Raw genomic sequence first — 17,821 nt, 5'->3', positions numbered from 1 at the left:
ACCGGCATCGGTGCCTACCCTTGTAGCGTGTACCGGTTCCTGCTCACGCCCCGTTGGATCGCGCTCCACGTCGTCGTGCTGCTCGTGATCCCCGCCTTCGTGTTCCTGGGCCGGTGGCAGTTCGGGCGCTTCGAGGAGCGCTCGGCCAACAGCGACCTGGTCACCGCCAACATCGAGGCAGCCCCGGTGCCGCTCGGCACCCTGGCCCGGCCGGGCGAGCCGGTCAAGGAGTCCGACCGGTTCAGGAAGGTCGTGGTCAGCGGCACGTACGACGCCGGGCACGGCCTGGTCGTGCGCCGCAGGCCGCAGGACGGGCGCAACGGCTACTACGTCCTGACCCCGCTGGTGATCGGCCAGGGCCAGGCGGTGCTCGTCAACCGGGGCTGGGTGAAGGCCGGGGCGACCGCCGACACCCCGCCGGACGTGCCCCCGCCGCCGCCGGGTGAGGTAAGTGTCACCGGGCGGCTACGTACCGGCGAGACCGAGGCCAACAGCGGGATCCGCGAGCGCTCCGGGCTGCCGCCCGGCCAGGTCCTGCTCATCGACCCGGCCAAGATCGGCAAGGCGCTGCCGTACCGGCTCGTGGGCGGTTTCGTGGAGCTGGTCGAGCAGAAGCCCGCGCCCGCGGCGGCGCCCGAGCCGGTGCCGGCCCCCGACGTGGGCGCCGGAGGCGGCCTCAACCTGGCCTACGGCGTGCAGTGGTGGCTGTTCGTCGGCATCGCGATCGGCGGCTGGGTGCTGCTGATCCGCCGCGAGCTGGCCGACCGCAAGGCGCAGGAGGCCCGCGCCGCCGATGACCAGCAGGCGGAAATGTCCGCGAACTAAGGTGGTGAGCGTGAGCCGCCACATCAAGTTCGCAAATATCCACAACTTCCGCGACATAGGTGGATATGCCACCAAGGACGGCCGGACCGTCCGCTGGCAGCGGCTCTACCGGGCCGACTCCCTCGGCTGGCTGGCCGGACCCGACCTGGAGACGTTCCGCGCGCTGGGCGTGCGCACCGTCATCGACCTGCGCCACCCCTTCGAGGTCGACAGGCACGGGCGCGTCCCCGACGAGCACGGCCTGGCCTACCACAACCTGCCGATCGAGGGCCGGCGCTGGCAGTTCGCCACCTTCGACGAGGCGGAGGGCGTCCCCCGCTTCCTGGCCGACCGCTACCTGGAGGTCACCGAGGACGGCGTGGACAACCTGCGCACCGCCCTGGAGACGGTCTGCCGCGCCGACAGCGCCCCCGCCGTGATCCACTGCGCCGCCGGCAAGGACCGCACCGGCCTGCTCACGGCGATGATCCTGGCCGTGGCGGGCGTGGCCGACGACGACATCGTGGCCGACTACGAGCTGACCGGCCTGGCCACCGAGCGGTTCATCGCCGACTGGCGGGCCCGCCACCCGGACGAGGAGCTGTGGCCCGGCTTCGGCCTGGCCCCCGCCGAGGCCATGCGGCTGTTCCTCGCCGACCTGGCGGACAGGCACGGCTCGGTGGAGTCGTACGTGACCGGCGTGGTCGGCCTCTCCCCCGACGCCGTCGGCGAACTGCGCGCCCATCTCCTGACTGAACCCGGCCCGCGCGGGTAGCGGCGGGGCCCCGGGATCGCCAGCCGTCCCCCTCCCGGCGATCCCGGGTCCGAACGGCCCTCGGATATGCCCGGATACCCAACGGATACGTCGCAGCTTGTTCGACGTTATCCCGCCGTCGTACGGTTACCTGCGTGACTACGCCGCTGCTTCCCGATCCAGAGCCGAGGCGGCGCGACTACGTGATCATCTCCGCCGACGATCATCTGATCGAGCCCCCTGACCTTTTCGAGGACAGGCTGCCGGAGAAATACGCCGACGTCGCGCCCAAGGTCGTGGAGACCGAGGCCGGTCACCAGGTCTGGCGCTACGGCGGCGCCACCTACCCGTGCGCCGGCCTCGACGTGGGCGCCGGGCTGCCCCGCGAGCAGTGGACCCTGGACCCGGTCAGGTTCGAGACCATGCGCCCCGGCTGCCACGACATCGAGGCCCGCGTCCAGGACATGGACGTGGCCGGCGTCTGGGCCGCGCTGTGCTTCCCCGGCATGCTGGCCGGCCAGTCGGGCATGCCGTTCGCCAGGACGCGCGACCAGGAGCTCGGCCTCGCGCTGGTCAAGGCCTACAACGACTGGCACATCGACGTCTGGGCGGGCACCTACCCGGAGCGGATCATCGGCCTGCAGCTCCCCTGGCTGCCCGACCCCGACGTGGCCGCCAAGGAGATCCGCGCCAACGCCGCCCGGGGCTTCAAGGCGGTGGTGTTCCCCGAGTTCCCGACCCGGCTGCGGCTGCCGTCGATCCACACCGGCCACTGGGACCCGTTCTTCGCCGCCTGCGAGGAGACCGGCACGGTCGTCTGCCTCCACATAGGCGAGTCGAGCTGGTCGCCGGTGCCGTCGCCCGACACCCCCATCGAGGCGATCACCACGCTGCTGCCGACCAGCGCCATGTTCGCCTGCGCCGACTGGCTGTGGTCCGGGCTGCCGCTGCGCTTCCCCAACCTGCGCATCCTCATCGCCGAGGGCGGGGTGGGCTGGCTGCCGGTGCTCGCCGAGCGGGCCGACTACGCCCTCGACCACCCGGTGGCCGGCGAGGCGCAGTGGGACGGCGGGCTCAAGCCCAGCGAGGTGCTGCGCCGCAACTTCTTCTTCGGCACACTCGACGACCACGCGCTGTCGGGGGTGCGGCTCGCGGTCGGCCTCGACCACGTGCTGCAGGAGAGCGGTTATCCGCACTCCGACTCCACCTGGCCCGACACGCAGAAGTCGGTCGCGCGCAACCTCGGCGCGCTGCCGCCCGCCGACATCGCCAGGGTCGCCTACGGCAACGCGGCCCGGCTGTTCGGGCACCCGCTGCCGTCACGCGCGTGGCTGAGGATGGAGGAGATCTAGCCTTCCTGCGGGGCCGGCTCCACCCGGCCGGTGATGATCCGGCGCTCCCAGTCGACGTAGCGTCCGCTCTCGCCGAGCAGTGACGCCATCAGCCACAGGAACACGCCGAAGTCGTCGGCCACGCCGATCAGCATGAGGAAGTCGGGCACGACGTCGATCGGCGAGACCAGGTAGACGACGCCGAGCGCCATCATGGTGAGCCTGCCCTTGCCCAGCCCGTCGTACCGGCCCCGGAGCGCGGCGCCGAGCATGCGGGGGATCGCCCGCAGCCGCGGCATGAGGCCGGGCGTGCCGGGCTTGGTGACGTCCCGGTACGCCCGATAGGCCGCCGCGGCCTTCGCTGCTTTCGCCATCATGTGTTTCCCCTTACCCCGTCTCTCACGACATAACGTGTTACCGGGGGCAAGGAGTTCCTCACAGCGCGGGATGCTCGAACGGCCTGGCGGCCTCGATCTGCGCCGCGACCCTGATGAGCAGGTCCTCCCGCCCGGCCGCGGCCACGAGCTGGACGCCCACGGGCAGCCCGTCGCGGGTGCGGTGCAGCGGCAGCGAGACGGCCGGCTGGCCGGTGGCGTTGACGGGCGAGGTGAAGGCCACGACGTGCGCGGTCCTGCCGAACGCGGTGCTCAGGTCCTCCGGCGGGATCCAGCCGAGCGGGAACGGCGCCACGCCAACCGACGGCATGAGCAGCAAATCGTGCCCGGCGGCCCACCAGGCGGCCATCCGCCTGCGGAAGCCGTCGATCCACTGCGCGGCCAGCAGGTGGGCCGCCGCGCTGCGTCCCCGGGCCGTGGCCACCATGGCGGCGTTGCGCGGCTCCAGCTCGTCCAGCTCGACGGCCCTGCCCCTGGCCGGGCCCAGGCTCTCGACGAGCGCGGCCAGGTTGTCGGCCACGATGGCGCCGAAGTGCAGGGGGAAGTCCGGCTCGCCCAGCGCCTCGGGGCAGCCGGGCGCCACGTCGTGCCCGAGCGCCGACAGCAGCGCCGCCGCCCCCGTCACGGCCTCGACCAGCTCGGGGACCTCCGGCACGTCGCCTCTCGGGTGCGCGGTGACGTACCCGATCCGCAGCCGTCCCGGGTCGGCTCCGGCCTCCTCGGCGAGCGGGCGCGGCAGCGGCGGGGCGGCGTACGGGTCGCCGGGCACGTACCCGGAGACCAGGTCGAGCGCGGCGGCGGTGTCGCGCACGGTCCTGGTCACGAACCCCGGGCAGGAGAAGCCGTTCCAGCCCTCACCCTGCGCGGGCCCGAGGCTGACGCGCCCGCGCGTGGGCTTGAGGCCCACCAGGCCGCAGAACGAGGCGGGGATGCGGATCGACCCGCCGCCGTCGCTGGCCGTCGCGAGCGCGACCATCCCGGCCGCCACGGCCGCCGCCGAGCCGCCGCTCGACCCGCCCGCTGAGTACGCGGGGTCGTGCGGGTTGCGGGTGGGGCCGAACGCGACGGGCTCGGTGCTGATCGTGCTGCCGAACTCGGGCGTGTTCGTCCGGCCCAGGATCAGGAAGCCGGCCTCGCGTAACCGGGTCACGCCGTGCCCGTCCCGGTCGATCCGCAGGCCGTCGCAGACCCGCGAGCCCGCGCTGTACGGCTCGCCGGCCTGCTGCCAGCCCAGGTCCTTGAGCAGGATCGGCACACCGCGGAAGGGCGCGTGCTCCGGCAGGTCGTCGGCCTCGGCGAGGGCCCGCTCGAAGCGCGGGTGCACGACCGCGTTCAGCTCGCCGTCGCGGGCCTCGATGCGGGCGATGGCGGCCTCGGCGAGCTCGCGCGGCGACACCAGCCGCTCGCGCACCGCCCGGGCCTGGCCGACCGCGTCCAGCCGCAGGATGTCGTCCATGCGCCTCAGCCCTTCGGAGCCAGGTCGCGGACGGCCTGGGTGATGGAGACCTCGCCGCCCGGGATCGGGGCGAGCACGGGTGTGTTGAGGCCGTTCGCGACGTACTCCTCGATCCGCGCCCGGCAGGTCGCCGCGTCGCCGTGCACGATCAGCGCGTCGACGACCTCGTCGGGGATGGCCTGGAGCGCGGACTTGCGGTCGCCCGCCGCCCACGCCTCGTGCAGCGGCCGCAGCACCTCGCCGCGTCCCAGCCAGTCGTGGAAGGCCGCGTACGCGGGCACCGTGAGGTAGGAGGCCAGCATCCACCGGGCCTGCTCGCGTACGCGGTCGGTGTCCTCGCTCACGCAGACGAACAGCCGGGCGATCAGCTCCGTCTCAGGCCCGATCTCGGCGCGCACCTTGCGCACGTCTTCGGGCGAGAGCCAGTTGGTGATCGCGCCGTCGGCCTCCTCGGCCGCCAGCTTCAGCATCCGCGGCCGCAGCGCGGCCAGCACGATCTTCGGCGGCGTCTTCGGCGCCCGCTCCAGCTTGAACCCCTTGACCTGGAACGTCTCGTACGTCTCCGACACCTTCTCGCCGGTCAGCGCCTGCTTCAGGAAGCGCAGCGTGTCGCGGGTGCGCGCGTAGGGCTTGGCGAACTCGACGGCGTTCCAGCGCTCCACGATCGCCGGGGACGACGAGCCGATGCCGAGCACGAACCGCTCCGGCGCCAGGTCCGCCAGCGTGGCCGCCGACATGGCCAGCAGCGCCGGGCCGCGGGTGGAGACGGGCACGATGGCGCTGCCCAGCCGCACCCCGGGCGCCCACTGCGAGGCCAGGGCCAGCGGCGTGAACCCGTCCGTGCCGTTGACCTCGGCCGACCACAGGTCGGTGTAGCCGAGCGCGGGCAGCTCCTCGATCAGCTCCCGCGAACGGGCCAGCGAACGGTCGTAGAAGGGGATGGTCATGCCCCAGTTCTGGGTCATCGCGCGCCTCCGGGATCCGGGTGTGCCCTGACCATACCAACCGGTCTGTAGCCTCGACTACGCCCTGAGCTCGTGCACCGCGGCGATGAAGTCCTTGGTGATCCCGCGCAGCCCCGGCAGGTGCGACAGCCCGACCAGCCGGTCCACCAGCGGCACCGTCACCTCGATCAGCCGATACGTGCGCGCGCACCCCGGCGAGGTGTCGTGCACCCAGAACAGCACCATGCCCATCGACAGCAGCCACAGCAGCTCGGGCAGCTCCTCGCGCAGCTCGGCGTTCATCCGGTCCCGCGCCCCCTCGACCACCTGCCGGTAGATCCCGATGGACGCCTCCCTGGCCGGCGAGGACTGCTCGCTGAACGGGCTCAGCGGGTTCGTCGGCTCGGCCGCGTGCTTGTAGAACTTCACCGCGAACTCGTGGTACGGCTCCGAGACGCGCACCCACTCGCGCAGCACCCCGCTCAGCCGCCCGGCCAGCGTGAACTCGGTGGCCAGCAGCTCACGGCAGGCCTGCTCGTGCTCGGCCTGGGCGCGGTCGTAGTACGCCTGGATCAACGCCTCCTTGCTGGCGAAGTAGTAGTAGGCGTTGCCCACGGACACCCCGGCCTCGGCGGCGATGGCGCGCATCGTCGTCGCTTCGAAGCCGCGCTCCCGGAACAGTCGCAAGGCCGTCTCGACGATGACCTCTCGAGTGCTCTCCGATCCTCGGTTTCGGGCTTCGGACACGTTCGTCACTTTACGGCTTATTTCCGGGTTAGGTCATGAAGCCGCACGGTGATCGCCGCCACAAGGCAAAGATCCCGGTGGGACAGGGGTTATCCGGTGTGAAGGGTGGGATTGATGATTCCAGCGGAAGGGCTATTCCGCGAAAAGGCATCGACATGTGGATACGTAGGACAGTGCGGCTCCTCGTGGTCGCGCTCTTTGGTATCGAGATCACCATCATCGCGATGGCGTCTGCGGCCTCGGCCGCCCCCAGGACGCCGGCGGACGAGCCACGCCAGGCTCCGGACCCGGTCATCCGGGTGTACGAAGCCGGTGACATGTACAACGCCCCTCGCTGGTACGCCATGCTCGAGAAGACCGCGACGAGCCTGGAACGGGCTTACCACGCCCAACTCGGCCCCGTCCACGGGCTGGCGGGGCTCCGCGCACACCACCCGGAGACCCGCGAGCACGCCGATCCGGGCGCGCTCACCCATATGCGCGAACCCACCGACCCGCGCGAGCTCTCCCACCTGCGGGAGCACGAAGAACCGCGGGAGCACGGGGAATCGCGAGAGCTGCGGGACCCCGCAGAGCCGGGAGAGCACGGAGAGCTGCGGGAACCCCGCGAGCTCCGGCGGCCCGGCAGCCGGCCCGGCGACTTCCAGGAGCCCAGCGGCCACCCCGGCGACTTCCGGGAGCCGGGCGACGAGCGCGAGTTCCGCGAGCTCTACCTGAGGCGCTTCGACGCCGGCCAGGCCGAGCGGCCCGAATCACGGGCCCGCGAGAGCAAGGGCGGCAAGGCGGAGGCCAGGCGGCACCGCCGTCCCGCGGTGGACCTGCACCGGGCGCGGCCCAGGCACGCCACCGTGCACCTGTCGCACGCGCACGCCTCGGACTGGCTCAAGGACGCCGGCCTGCGCTGGAAGTCGACGGGCAACTGCACCAGCAAGCACCTGCGCCACTGCACGTCGCTCGACTCGGTGCGCACCCGGACCGTCGCCAAGGCCGTGGAGCTGAAGCGGCGCAGCCGGTGCCCGATCACGGTGACGGGCGGCACCGAGGCGGGCCACGCCTCGGGCCGGTTCAGCCACGGGAACGGCTACAAGCTCGACATCTCACACAACCAGTGCATCGACCGGTACATCACAAAAAATAATCACCGGACCGGTGTGCGGAGTGACGGCGCCACCCTCTACCGCTCCCCGTCGGGCGACATCTTCGCCGACGAAGGCGACCACTGGGACATCCTGTTCCGGTGACAGGGCCGGCTCCGTCCACCACCCGGTGGACGGAGCCCGGACTTCAGAAACCCGTCAGAACTCGGACGCGACCAGCTCGGCGATCTCCGCCGCGTTCAGCGCGGCGCCCTTGCGCAGGTTGTCACCGCACACGAACAGATCCAGCGTGTTGGGGAAGTCGACCGCCTGACGCACCCGGCCCACATAGGTCGGGTCGGTGCCCACCACGTCGGCGGGGGTCGGGTAGACCCCGTTGGCCGGGTCGTCCATGAGAACCACCGTCGGCGCGGCGCCCAGCACCCGGTGCGCGTCGGCGACCGTGATCTCGCGCGCGAACCGCGCGTGCACGGCCAGCGAGTGCGTGGTGATCACCGGCACCCTGACGCAGGTCGCCGAGACCTTGAGGTCGGGGATGCCGAGGATCTTGCGCGACTCGTTGCGCAGCTTGAGCTCCTCGGAGGCCCACCCGCCGTCCTTGTACGAGCCCGCCCACGGCACCACGTTGAACGCGATCGGCGCCGGGAACGGCGAGTCGTCGGGCAGCTTGTTGGCCAGCGCCTTGCGCACGTCACCGGCCGTCTGGCCGATCGACCGGTCGCCGGCCAGCGCCTCGACCTCGTCGTAGAGCCGGGCCGAGCCCGCCACGCCCGCGCCGGAGACCGCCTGGTAGGAGGCGACGACCAGCTCGGTCAGCGTGTATTCGGCGTGCAGCGCGCCCATGGCCGCCATCATCGACAGCGTCGTGCAGTTGGGCGTCGAGATGATGTTGCGCGGCCGCTCGCGCGCGTCGAGCGGGTTGACCTCGGGCACCACCAGCGGGACGTCCGGCTCCATGCGGAACGTGCCCGACTTGTCGATCGCGATCGCGCCGCGCTCGGCCGCGATCGGCACCCACACGGCCGACACCTCGTCGGGCACGTCGAAGATGGCGATGTCGATGCCGTCGAACACCTCGGGGGCCAGCGCCTGCACGACGACGTCCTCGCCGCGCACCTGGAGCACCTTGCCGGCCGAGCGCGGCGACGCCACCAGGCGCACCTCGCCCCAGATGTCGTCACGCGAGGAGACGATGTCCCGCATGACGGTGCCTACGGCTCCGGTGGCCCCGATCAGGGCGAGATTGGGCCTGCTCATCGTCCTGAACCTCCATACACAACGGCTTCGACCTGGTCGGAGTCGAGATCGAAGGCACGGTGGGCGGCCGCCACGGCCGCGTCGACACCGTCCTGCTCGACGATCACGGAGATGCGGATCTCCGACGTGGAGATCATCTCGATGTTGACCCCCGCGTCGGCGAGAGCCGCGAAGAACGTCGCCGTGACGCCGGGGTGCGAGCGCATGCCCGCGCCGATCAGCGACACCTTCCCGATCTGGTCGTCGAAGAGCAGCGACTCGTAGCCGATCTCACTCTGGATCTTCTTCAGCGCCGTCAGCGCCGTCTGGCTGTCGGCCGTGGGCAGCGTGAAGGAGATGTCGGTGCGACCGGTCGCAGCGGCCGAGACGTTCTGCACGATCATGTCGATGTTGATCTCGGCGTTGGCCAGAGTTTTGAAGATCGTGGCAGCCTCACCGACCTTGTCGGGCACCCCGACAACAGTGATCTTGGCCTCGCTCCGGTCGTGCGCGACGCCGGAGATGATCGGCTGCTCCATCTCGGTTCCTTCGTGGTAAGGGTCGGAGACGACCCACGTGCCTTCCCTGTTACTGAACGAGCTGCGTACGTGAATCGGCAGGTTGAAGCGGCGAGCATACTCGACGCAGCGCAGGTGCAGGATTTTCGCGCCGCAGGCCGCCATCTCCATCATCTCGTCGTAGGAGATCCTGGGGATCTGCCGCGCGGCCGGCACGATCCGCGGGTCGGCGGTGAAGATCCCGTCGACGTCGGTGTAGATCTCGCAGACGTCGGCCTCCAGGGCCGCCGCCAGCGCGACCGCCGTCGTGTCGGAGCCGCCGCGGCCCAGCGTCGTGATGTCCTTCGACTCCTGCGAGACACCCTGGAAACCGGCCACGATCGCGATGTGGCCCTGGTCGAGAGCCTCCTGTATGCGGCTCGGCGTCACGTCTATGATGCGCGCCTTGCCGTGCGTCGAGTCGGTGATCACACCCGCCTGCGAGCCCGTGAACGAGCGGGCCTCGTGCCCCAGGTTGGCGATCGCCATCGCCAGCAGCGCCATGGAGATGCGCTCGCCGGAGGTCAGCAGCATGTCGAGCTCGCGGCCCGGAGGCAGCGGCGACACCTGCTGAGCCAGGTCGAGCAGCTCGTCCGTCGTGTCACCCATGGCGGAGACGATGACGACCACGTTGTTGCCGGCTTTTTTCGTCGCGACGATCCGCTGCGCGACCCGCTTGATGCAGGACGCGTCGGCGACGGACGAACCACCGTACTTTTGCACAACGAGCGCCACGAGAGTCTCCCGGTCTGGACTGTGAGGTGCCAGTCTACTTGGGGGCTCTCATGCCACTGATGGCTCAACCACTATGTGGACACCCGTCAGACGGTGGTGGCCTCCTCCGCCACGTCGAGCCGCGAATGCGCGGCCAGAGCCTGCAGCGCCCGCATGGCCGCGCCCGCGTGGTTGCCCCAGGTGTTGAAGTAGGAATACTGCCACCACCACAGCGCCTCGGCCGGCCGCCCGGCCTGATAGTGACGCAGCCCGTGGATGAGGTCGGCCGCCACCGCCGTCAGGTCGTCGGAGAGCCTGTACGGCGTGACCCCCGTGTCCTTGTACGGGTCGAACACCTCGGCGTAGTCGTCGACCGGGCCGAGCCTCTCGGCCAGCGCCGTGCGCACCCCGTCGATGTCGGGGTCCTCGCTCAGCGGCGGCTCGTAGTTGCCCGACAGGATCACGTCGCGGTTCGCGCCGAGCTTGGCCCCGGCCAGGCTCACCTGCGCGACCTCGACCAGCAACAGCGACCAGATGGCGTCGCCGCCCTCGCCGCCCGCCACTCTCGCCAGGCCGTCCACATAGTTGCTCGCGTGTCCGGCGATCTCCTCCGCCAGGATGCTCCACTCGTCAGACATCCAGCAGCCTCCGTCCTTCGAACGCGCGGCCCAAGGTCACCTCGTCGGCGTACTCGAGGTCACCGCCCACAGGCAGACCGCTGGCCAGTCGTGTCACTTTCACACCCATCGGCTTCACCAGACGGGCGAGATAGGTCGCCGTCGCCTCACCCTCGAGATTGGGATCGGTGGCGAGGATGAGCTCGGTCACCCGGCCGTCGGCCAGCCGGGTCATGAGCTCACGGATGCGCAGGTCGTCGGGGCCGACGCCGTCGATCGGGCTGATCGCGCCGCCGAGCACGTGATAGGTGCCGCGGAACTCGCGCGTCTTCTCGATCGCGACGACGTCCTTCGACTCCTCGACCACGCAGATCACATGCGTGTCGCGGCGCGCGTCACGGCAGATGCGGCACTCCTCCTCGGAGGCCACGTTGCCGCACACCCGGCAGAACCGGACCTTCTCCTTGACCTCCAGGAGCGCGTGCGCCAGCCGCTTGACGTCGGCCGGATCGGCCGCCAGCAGGTGGAAGGCGATCCGCTGCGCGCTCTTGGGACCGACGCCAGGAAGCAGACCCAGCTCGTCGATCAGGTTCTGGACGACCCCTTCGTACATCGTCTAGAACCCCGGCAACTGGCCGAGGCCGCCGCCACCGAGCCCCTGGGCCAGCGGGCCCAGCTTCTCCTGCTGCAGGTCGGAGGCCGCCCTGATGGCGTCGCGCACGGCGGCGATCACCAGGTCGGCGATCGTGTCGGCCGTGTCCTGCGGGTCCGCGGCGTCGATCACGCTCGGGTTGATCTTGAGCTCGAGCAGCTCGCCCGAGCCGTTGACGACGGCCGTGACCATCCCGCCACCGGCCGAGCCCTCGATCTGCGCATCGTTGAGCTCCTGCTGGGCGCTCACAAGCTGCTGCTGCATGAGCTGGGCCTGCTCCAGCAGCTGCTGCAGGTTGACATCCCCTGGGTTCACCGTCGTGCGCTCCTCGTGGCTCCGCGTTCTTGACTGCCACGAGCCTACGGTGTTTGGGCGCGGTCATGTACTGGCAGGCATGCAGGTGTTTCGCGCTCCGGCCTCATTCTGGCCGGATCCCGGCCCCCCTCCAGTGTCCGGGACCCGGCCATCACACCGGCCGGAGCGGCCGCACCATGCCGGTGCGTCGAGAGGAACGGTAGACGTCACCACGTTGCACACAGGTTGCGATCGTTCAATCACCCTAAGCAATCCCTCGAACGGGTTGCGCCGGAAGCCCTGTACAACGGATGCTCGCCTTGGGGGCCGATTACATGGAGTGGCCGATGAGTTACGCTCACTTGAACGCATACTCCCGCCGCCTGCGCGCGGCACACGACAGCCTCAGCGCCGACGAGGTGACCCCCGCCGAGCCCCGCGGCATGATCGGCGCCTCCTGGAGGCGCTCCCTCGACGCCGGCATCGACCTCGACGCCACCGCCGCCCCGCTGGCCTTCGACAGCGCCACCATCAAGGACGTGCGCGCCTCGCACCCGCTCCAGCCGCTGCTCTCGCTCCTCGCCCAGACCCTGGGCCGCTCCGCCGACGAGAGCGAGAACATTGTCCTCGTCACCGACTCCGACGGCCGGGTGCTGTGGCGCGAGGGCCACGCCGCCACCCTGCGCCGCGCCGACCAGGTCGGCCTCGCCACCGGCCACCACTGGGGCGAGGGCATCGTCGGCACCAACGGCATCGGCACCGCCCTGGCGCTGCGCCGCCCCGTGCACGTCTACTCCGAGGAACACCTCATGCGCGTGCTGCACGTCTGGTCGTGCAGCGCCGCCCCGATCATCGACCCGGACTCCGGCCAGATCCTCGGCTGCGTCGACGTCAGCGGCACCGCGCCCAGCCTCCACCCCGCCACGGTCGCCCTCGTCGGCGCCGCGGCCAAGCTCGCCGAGACCCAGCTCGCGCTGCGCATGCACGAACGCGACGACGCGCTGCGCCGCCGCTACGAGGGCCTGCGCGCCCGCTCCACCATCCTGCTCTCCCCCACCGGCCGCGTCATCGCCGGCGACCCCTCCGGCCGCCTCGGCTCCCGCGTCCCGCTCCCCACCACCGGAGACCGCATGATCCTGCGCGACGGCCGCGTCGCCGTCCTGGAGCCCTTCTCGGGCGGCTACCTCCTGCGCGCCACCCCGACCGTCACCGCCTCCCCGCTCGGGCTCACCCTGCTCGGCGACGGCCCGCCGACCGCCGTCGTCAACGGCCGCAAGCTGCCGCTGTCCCTGCGGCACGCCGAGATCCTCGCCCTCCTCGCCCTCCACCCGCGCGGCCTCTCGGCCGACCAGCTCTCCTTCCACCTGTACGGGGACGCGGGCAACCCCGTCACCATCAGGGCCGAGGTGCACCGGCTGCGCGCCCAGCTCGGCGCCATCGTCGAGGCGAAGCCGTACCGGCTGACCTCGCCCGTCGACGCCGACTTCCTGGAGCTGCGCCGCCTGCTGTCGGCCGGCGACCCGGCGGCGCTGGCCCGCGCCTACGCCGGGCCGCTGCTGCCGCGCTCGGAGTCACCCGAGATCCGCCGCGCCCGCGACGAGCTGGAGGTCCAGGTCCGCACCACGCTGCTGCGCCACGGCACTCCCCAGGACCTGTGGGCCTACGCCCAGACGGAGAGCGGCCGCGACGACCACCAGGTCCTCGAACGCATCACCCGCGGCCTCCCGGCCTGCGACCCCCGCGCGGCCGCAGCCCACGCCCGCCTCCGCGCCCCCTGATCCTTCGCCACCCGCTACTGACAGGTAACCGCGACACCGTCAGAATCCGCGCCCGCCACCGGGTTCGCGCCCGCCGCGGACGGCGGCCTTCCGACGGGGGTCAGGTGTGGTCGATCTCGCCGATCACCTGGGCGCCGAGCTCGCGCTGGAGGAGCGCCATGCCCGAGACGGCGTCCACGTCGGCGTCCGCGTCGTTCAGCGGGTCGACGTCGTCCGTCTCCAGGCTCTTGTCCCGCCGGGGCACCGCGTCCGGCCACCCGGACGCCGCCCCCGCCCGGCCGCCGCCGGCACGAGCGCCGGTCCGGGGACCCGCCTGCGCGGCCGCCCTGGCCGCCGAACGGGCCGCCGCCAGCCCGGCGCCCACCGCGCCGCCCCCGGACCGTCCGGGAGCCGCCTGGGTGGGGTCGGGCGTGGGAGGCGAGCCGAGCCCCGGGTCGTCGGGCGCCGTCGGCCACGACTCGTCCGTCGTCTGAGGGCCGCCCGCCGCCCCGCCGGGCCCGTGCGCGCCGTCCTGTGCCGCCTGGGCGCCCGCCGCGTCGTGCGGACCGCCCGCGGCGCCTCCCCGGCCGTCCGCGTCCCCGTACGAGCTCGTGGCAGCCCCGTGCGGCCCCGCAGCGCCCGCGTGCGACCCTGCGGGGCCGCCGGGACGTGATCCCGCGCCTCCCTCGGGACGCGCGCCCGCAGGCCCGGACGGCGGCCCGGAAGGGCCGCCCGTGCGCCCTTCGGCGCCGCCCACGTGGGAGCCGCCCTGCTGCCCGTCCGCCGCGTCACCGCCGGATGCGCCCTGCGCCCCGGACGGACCGCCGGGATGAGAACCCGATCCGCCCCCGGGATGCGACCCCGACGCCCCGCCGGGATGGGACCCGGAAGCGCCGCCCGGGTGCGACCCCGGCGCATGCCCCTGAGGCCCGCCGGAATGCGAGCCGCCCGGGTGGGAGCCGCCCGGCTGAGGACCGCGCGGGGCCGCCTGCGGGCCGCCGCCCACCACGGCCTCCACGCGCCAGGTGCCGCCCAGCACGTCGCCCAGCGCGCCGGCCACCACGGCGTCCTTGCCGCCGCCGGTGAAGTTCTTCATCGCGCCGACCTGGGTGAAGCCGAGAGTGACCAGGTTGCCCTCGACGCCGACCACTTGGGCGTTGGTGCTCACGTTCGCCCACACGACGATGCTGCGCTGCTTGAGCGCTGCCAGGACCGCGGGCCACTGCTGCTGGATCGCCCCCGCCCCGCCGGCGACGGGCCCCCCGGAAGCGCCGCCGGACACGGGCCCGGCGCCGCTCTGCGCGGGAGCCGCCGGTGCGGCAGCGGCCGGGGGCGCGGCGCCGGGGCGTACGGTCTCGGGCCAGTCGTCGCCGGAGGGCCGCGCCACGCGCCCCTCCCCCGAACCGGCCTCCTGCGCCGCCGCCTCGCCCGAGCCACTTCCCTGCGACGTGCCACCGGCAGGGGCGCCACCGCCGGGGCCGCCTGTCGTGTAGGACGCCGCGCCCTGGGCGGGAACCGCCACCCCGCCCTGCACGGCCTCACGCACCGGCCCACCGTGCCCCGCCGCGCCGTGACCCGTACCGTCGGATTGCGGGAGCGGAGGGGCGGACGCGCGGGCGGCCATCTGGGCGACGGCGCCGCCGCGTTCGAGGCGTTCGAGGCGGGCGAGCAGGGCGGTCTCGTCCTGCGAGACGGCCGGGAGCAGGACGCGGGCGCACATCAGCTCCAGCAGGAGCCGCGGCGAGGTCGCGCCGCGCATCTCCGTGAGCCCGGCGTTGAAGATCTCGGCGGCCCGGGTGAGCTCGGCGGGCCCCATGGACGCGGCCTGCTCGACGAGACGCTCCAGCTCGTCGGCGGGCCGGTCGAGCAGCCCGCTGGTGGCGGCCTCGGGGACGTTGGCCAGGATGACCAGGTCGCGGAAGCGCTCCAGCAGGTCGGAGGCGAAGCGGCGCGGGTCGTGGCCGCCCTCGATGACCCGGCTGACCGTCTGGAACACCCGGCCGCCGTCACGCTCGGCGAACGCGGCCACGACGTCGTCGAGCAGGTCGCCGTCGGTGTAGCCGAGCAGCGACACGGCCTTGGCGTACGTGATGCCGTCGTCCTCGGCCCCGGCGAGGAGCTGGTCGAGGATCGACAGCGAGTCACGCGCCGACCCGGCGCCGGCGCGGACGACGAGCGGCAACGCGGCCGGCTCGTACGGGACGCTCTCGGAGGTGAGGATCTCCTCCATCAGCGCGCGCAGCGTCGCGGGCGGCATCAGCCGGAACGGGTAGTGGTGGGTACGCGACTTGATGGTGCCGATGACCTTTTCCGGCTCGGTCGTCGCGAAGATGAACTTCAGGTGCGGCGGCGGCTCCTCGACGAGCTTGAGCAGCGCGTTGAAACCCTCGCGGGTCACCATGTGCGCCTCGTCGATGATGTAGATCTTGTAGCGCGCGGAGACCGGCGCGAAGAAGGCCCGCTCGCGCAGGTCGCGGGCGTCGTCGACGCCACCGTGGGAGGCCGCGTCGATCTCGATCACGTCGAGGTGACCGGGACCCGTCGGAGCCAGCGCGACACAGGACTCGCAGGTGCCGCACGGGTCGGGCGTCGGGCCCTTCTCGCAGTTGAGCGAGCGGGCCAGGATGCGGGCGCTGGAGGTCTTGCCGCAGCCGCGCGGGCCGCTGAAGAGGTAGGCGTGGTTGACTCGGCCGGTGCGCAGCGCCTGCCGCAGCGGGTCTGTGACGTGTTCCTGACCCTTGACCTCGGCGAAGGTCCCGGGCCGGTACTTGCGGTAAAGCGCAAGGCTCATGCGACCATCCCGCCTGCGAGGGGCTCCTAACGAAGAGAACCCCTCGCACACCCGCCAGAGCCCGCTTATCCTTGCTGCCTTCCGGCCCTGGGGAGGTTCACAGGATGACGCCGCGCGAGGGGTCCACCGACAGTCTAGCGGGATGCGGCAGTGCTCGCTCCACGCTCGCTCCGGGGAAATGGTGGTCTTCACACGTCCGGAAGTCCGGTAAGCTCGTCGGCGGAGGATTCGCCTAGTGGCCGAGGGCGCACGCTTGGAAAGCGTGTAAAGGGCAACCTTTCGGGGGTTCAAATCCCCCATCCTCCGCCAGCCCAGAAGGGGTGTGCCGTGATCACGGCACACCCCTTCTGGCGTTCGGGTCCCAGGTGAGCCCTCGGCGCCTTGTCCTGGATCCGCCATGAGCCCGCAGGCCGTAACGACCCCTCCCCACGGGCACCTCAACGGTCACACCTACCCCCATTCGTGGAGTGCCGTCGCTCTGCGCCTTTGAGACAGCCTGCTGACGATCGGGACTGCACCATCACTCCTAGAGCCGTCCTAGATCGGATACCGGCCCGATGTGGGCGAGCTTGTCGGGGTTGGCCACCGCGTGGATCGCGCGGACCACACCTTCAGCGATGTCGAGCTCGACCACCCCGATCACGCGGCCTTCTGAGTCGTACTTGACAGCGCCCGGGCGGCCGTTGATCGAGGCCGGCCGGAGGGAGACGCCCAGGGTCCCGCCCCGGCGGAACACGCCGAGGAGCAGCCGTATGACAGCCGGCCGCCCGGCCAGACGACTCCCGAAGGCCCGCGCCTTGCCGCCCCCGTCCCCGTGGAGCACCACGTCAGGCGCGAGCAGGCCGAGCAGGGCGTCCATATCGCCGCCCTCGGCGGCCACGAAGAACCTGCGCGCGAGTTCCTCGCCTTCCGCCCGGCGCTCGCGGGACAGCGCACTGCCCTCGACCTGCCCTCCGGCGGCGATGTGCTGCCGAGCGCGGGCGAAGATCTGCCGGCAGTTCGCCTCGGTCTTGCCGGTGATCCCAGCCACCTCCGGATAGCCGTACCCGAACACCTCGCGCAGCATGAACACGGCCCGCTCCATCGGCGAGAGCGACTCCAGCAGCACCAGGAAGGCCATCGACAGCGAGTCGGACAGCTCAGCGTGCTCGGCCGGTTCGGGCAGGTCGGCGAGCACGACGACCGGCTCCGGCAGCCACTCGCCGACATAGGTCTCCCGGAGCACCCGCGCCGACCCCAGGTGGTTGAGGCTCAGTCGCGTCACGGCCGTGGTCAGGTACGCCTTCAGGTTGTCGATCACGGTCCCCGCCTGGTACGCCCGGGTCAGGCCGAGGAACGCGTCCTGCACGATGTCCTCGGCATCGCCCACGGACCCGGTCATCCCGTAGGCGATGGAGAACAGCAGCGGCCGGTAAGCGAAGGCCTCTTTCTGAGCTGTTGATCCAAGCACGGAATTCCTCCCCGACTCGCGTACGGCCGCGATGACGTACCGCAGGGTAGCCGCGCAGGCCCGCACGGGAGGGGAGACGCACGTCACATTCGCCGCCGTCACAGGCCGGTGGACTGCCTTGTCCTAGAGGCAACGCCGTTCAGTTAGGGCTGGGGTCGTGGCGTCAAGGGCTGGCCCGGAGCATGTTGATGCTGATGGTGGCTTTGTAGGTGGTCCGGTCGATGG

At 71.8% G+C, this 17,821-nt stretch carries 16 protein-coding genes, 1 tRNA gene and 1 other RNA gene; 6 read left to right on the top strand and 12 right to left on the bottom strand.

Translation table 11 applies throughout. The features are described 5' to 3' along the window. The first annotated feature begins 27 nt into the window (after window positions 1-27). The 3 genes from AB0G11_RS35635 to AB0G11_RS35625 all read left to right on the top strand — a co-directional run bounded on the left by AB0G11_RS35635 (window position 28) and on the right by AB0G11_RS35625 (window position 2,910). Window positions 28-825, top strand: coding sequence for an SURF1 family protein (locus AB0G11_RS35635; protein WP_357591139.1), 798 nt, complete (start codon window positions 28-30; stop codon window positions 823-825). Window positions 826-835: 10 nt separating this feature from the next. Continuing rightward, window positions 836-1,579 (top strand): tyrosine-protein phosphatase, encoded by a 744-nt coding sequence (locus tag AB0G11_RS35630; protein WP_219508200.1) that lies wholly within the window; start codon window positions 836-838, stop codon window positions 1,577-1,579. Window positions 1,580-1,713: 134 nt separating this feature from the next. After that, entirely contained in the window at window positions 1,714-2,910 is a 1,197-nt protein-coding gene (locus AB0G11_RS35625; RefSeq protein ID WP_219508199.1) for an amidohydrolase family protein, read from the top strand. Here the strand turns inward: AB0G11_RS35625 and AB0G11_RS35620 are convergent. From AB0G11_RS35620 to AB0G11_RS35605, 4 genes are read right to left on the bottom strand one after another with little or no spacing between them, the layout of a single operon-like run. Beyond that, the gene (locus tag AB0G11_RS35620; protein ID WP_246645511.1) at window positions 2,907-3,266 is read right to left on the bottom strand and encodes a YkvA family protein; all 360 of its coding nucleotides are present in this window, start codon (window positions 3,264-3,266) and stop codon (window positions 2,907-2,909) included. The two genes, AB0G11_RS35625 and AB0G11_RS35620, sit on opposite strands and share 4 nt — an antisense overlap. Window positions 3,267-3,324: 58 nt before the next feature. Next, a complete protein-coding gene (locus tag AB0G11_RS35615) occupies window positions 3,325-4,740 on the bottom strand; it encodes an amidase (protein ID WP_219508198.1) in 1,416 nt (471 codons plus the stop codon). Window positions 4,741-4,745: 5 nt separating this feature from the next. Continuing rightward, window positions 4,746-5,705: an LLM class F420-dependent oxidoreductase gene (locus AB0G11_RS35610; RefSeq protein WP_357591137.1), complete on the bottom strand. Its 960-nt coding sequence runs from the start codon at window positions 5,703-5,705 to the stop codon at window positions 4,746-4,748. A 57-nt stretch (window positions 5,706-5,762) separates the two neighbouring features. Then, window positions 5,763-6,431 (bottom strand): TetR family transcriptional regulator, encoded by a 669-nt coding sequence (locus tag AB0G11_RS35605; protein ID WP_308125893.1) that lies wholly within the window; start codon window positions 6,429-6,431, stop codon window positions 5,763-5,765. Between the two features lie 224 nt (window positions 6,432-6,655). On the opposite strand from AB0G11_RS35605, the gene AB0G11_RS35600 reads away from it, so the two are divergent. Further along, window positions 6,656-7,672 carry a hypothetical protein gene (locus AB0G11_RS35600; protein WP_357591136.1) on the top strand — a complete coding sequence of 339 codons (1,017 nt, stop codon included), beginning with the start codon at window positions 6,656-6,658 and terminating at the stop codon, window positions 7,670-7,672. Window positions 7,673-7,726: 54 nt separating this feature from the next. Here AB0G11_RS35600 and AB0G11_RS35595 read toward each other — a convergent pair whose 3' ends face one another. From AB0G11_RS35595 to AB0G11_RS35575, 5 genes are all read right to left on the bottom strand, one after another. Further along, window positions 7,727-8,785 (bottom strand): aspartate-semialdehyde dehydrogenase, encoded by a 1,059-nt coding sequence (locus AB0G11_RS35595; protein ID WP_219508195.1) that lies wholly within the window; start codon window positions 8,783-8,785, stop codon window positions 7,727-7,729. Beyond that, window positions 8,782-10,056: an aspartate kinase gene (locus AB0G11_RS35590; protein WP_219508194.1), complete on the bottom strand. Its 1,275-nt coding sequence runs from the start codon at window positions 10,054-10,056 to the stop codon at window positions 8,782-8,784. The genes AB0G11_RS35595 and AB0G11_RS35590 overlap by 4 nt, the downstream gene beginning before the upstream one ends. 86 nt (window positions 10,057-10,142) lie before the next feature. After that, on the bottom strand, window positions 10,143-10,673 hold the full coding sequence (locus tag AB0G11_RS35585) for a DUF5063 domain-containing protein (RefSeq protein ID WP_219508193.1): 531 nt from the start codon (window positions 10,671-10,673) through the stop codon (window positions 10,143-10,145). Further along, the gene (recR, locus tag AB0G11_RS35580) at window positions 10,666-11,265 is read right to left on the bottom strand and encodes a recombination mediator RecR (RefSeq protein ID WP_219508192.1); all 600 of its coding nucleotides are present in this window, start codon (window positions 11,263-11,265) and stop codon (window positions 10,666-10,668) included. Before recR ends, AB0G11_RS35585 begins: the two co-directional genes overlap by 8 nt. Before the next feature lie 3 nt (window positions 11,266-11,268). After that, a complete protein-coding gene (locus AB0G11_RS35575) occupies window positions 11,269-11,619 on the bottom strand; it encodes a YbaB/EbfC family nucleoid-associated protein (protein WP_219508191.1) in 351 nt (116 codons plus the stop codon). Window positions 11,620-11,945: 326 nt separating this feature from the next. Here AB0G11_RS35575 and AB0G11_RS35570 point away from each other — a divergent pair, with 326 nt between their 5' ends. Continuing rightward, entirely contained in the window at window positions 11,946-13,376 is a 1,431-nt protein-coding gene (locus AB0G11_RS35570; protein ID WP_219508190.1) for a helix-turn-helix domain-containing protein, read from the top strand. Window positions 13,377-13,476: 100 nt separating this feature from the next. On the opposite strand, the gene AB0G11_RS35565 is transcribed toward AB0G11_RS35570, so the two are convergent. Together AB0G11_RS35565 and ffs are read right to left on the bottom strand one after the other, a co-directional pair. Further along, window positions 13,477-16,146 carry a DNA polymerase III subunit gamma and tau gene (locus tag AB0G11_RS35565; RefSeq protein ID WP_357591134.1) on the bottom strand — a complete coding sequence of 890 codons (2,670 nt, stop codon included), beginning with the start codon at window positions 16,144-16,146 and terminating at the stop codon, window positions 13,477-13,479. Between the two features lie 30 nt (window positions 16,147-16,176). Next, an RNA gene (ffs, locus tag AB0G11_RS35560) (signal recognition particle sRNA small type) lies at window positions 16,177-16,274 on the bottom strand. Window positions 16,275-16,367: 93 nt separating this feature from the next. On the opposite strand from ffs, the gene AB0G11_RS35555 reads away from it, so the two are divergent. Beyond that, a tRNA-Ser gene (locus AB0G11_RS35555) sits at window positions 16,368-16,455 on the top strand. 217 nt (window positions 16,456-16,672) lie between these two features. Here AB0G11_RS35555 and sigJ read toward each other — a convergent pair. Next, window positions 16,673-17,596: an RNA polymerase sigma factor SigJ gene (gene sigJ / locus AB0G11_RS35550; protein ID WP_357591132.1), complete on the bottom strand. Its 924-nt coding sequence runs from the start codon at window positions 17,594-17,596 to the stop codon at window positions 16,673-16,675. Between the last annotated feature and the right edge of the window lie 225 nt (window positions 17,597-17,821).

This window comes from Nonomuraea sp. NPDC023979, from assembly GCF_040639085.1.
GTDB lineage: Bacteria > Actinomycetota > Actinomycetes > Streptosporangiales > Streptosporangiaceae > Nonomuraea > Nonomuraea ceibae.
This window is presented reverse-complemented; position numbering and strand designations above follow the sequence as displayed.

What these genes read in the sequence shown, in the direction of transcription:
- AB0G11_RS35620 (WP_246645511.1), bottom strand. Translation starts at nt 3,266, where the DNA reads ATGATGGCGAAAGCAGCGAAGGCCGCGGCGGCCTATCGGGCGTACCGG.
- AB0G11_RS35615 (WP_219508198.1), bottom strand. Translation starts at nt 4,740, where the DNA reads ATGGACGACATCCTGCGGCTGGACGCGGTCGGCCAGGCCCGGGCGGTG.
- AB0G11_RS35610 (WP_357591137.1), bottom strand. Translation starts at nt 5,705, where the DNA reads ATGACCCAGAACTGGGGCATGACCATCCCCTTCTACGACCGTTCGCTG.
- AB0G11_RS35600 (WP_357591136.1), top strand. Translation starts at nt 6,656, where the DNA reads ATGGCGTCTGCGGCCTCGGCCGCCCCCAGGACGCCGGCGGACGAGCCA.
- AB0G11_RS35595 (WP_219508195.1), bottom strand. Translation starts at nt 8,785, where the DNA reads ATGAGCAGGCCCAATCTCGCCCTGATCGGGGCCACCGGAGCCGTAGGC.
- AB0G11_RS35585 (WP_219508193.1), bottom strand. Translation starts at nt 10,673, where the DNA reads ATGTCTGACGAGTGGAGCATCCTGGCGGAGGAGATCGCCGGACACGCG.
- recR (WP_219508192.1), bottom strand. Translation starts at nt 11,265, where the DNA reads ATGTACGAAGGGGTCGTCCAGAACCTGATCGACGAGCTGGGTCTGCTT.
- AB0G11_RS35570 (WP_219508190.1), top strand. Translation starts at nt 11,946, where the DNA reads ATGAGTTACGCTCACTTGAACGCATACTCCCGCCGCCTGCGCGCGGCA.
- AB0G11_RS35565 (WP_357591134.1), bottom strand. Translation starts at nt 16,146, where the DNA reads ATGAGCCTTGCGCTTTACCGCAAGTACCGGCCCGGGACCTTCGCCGAG.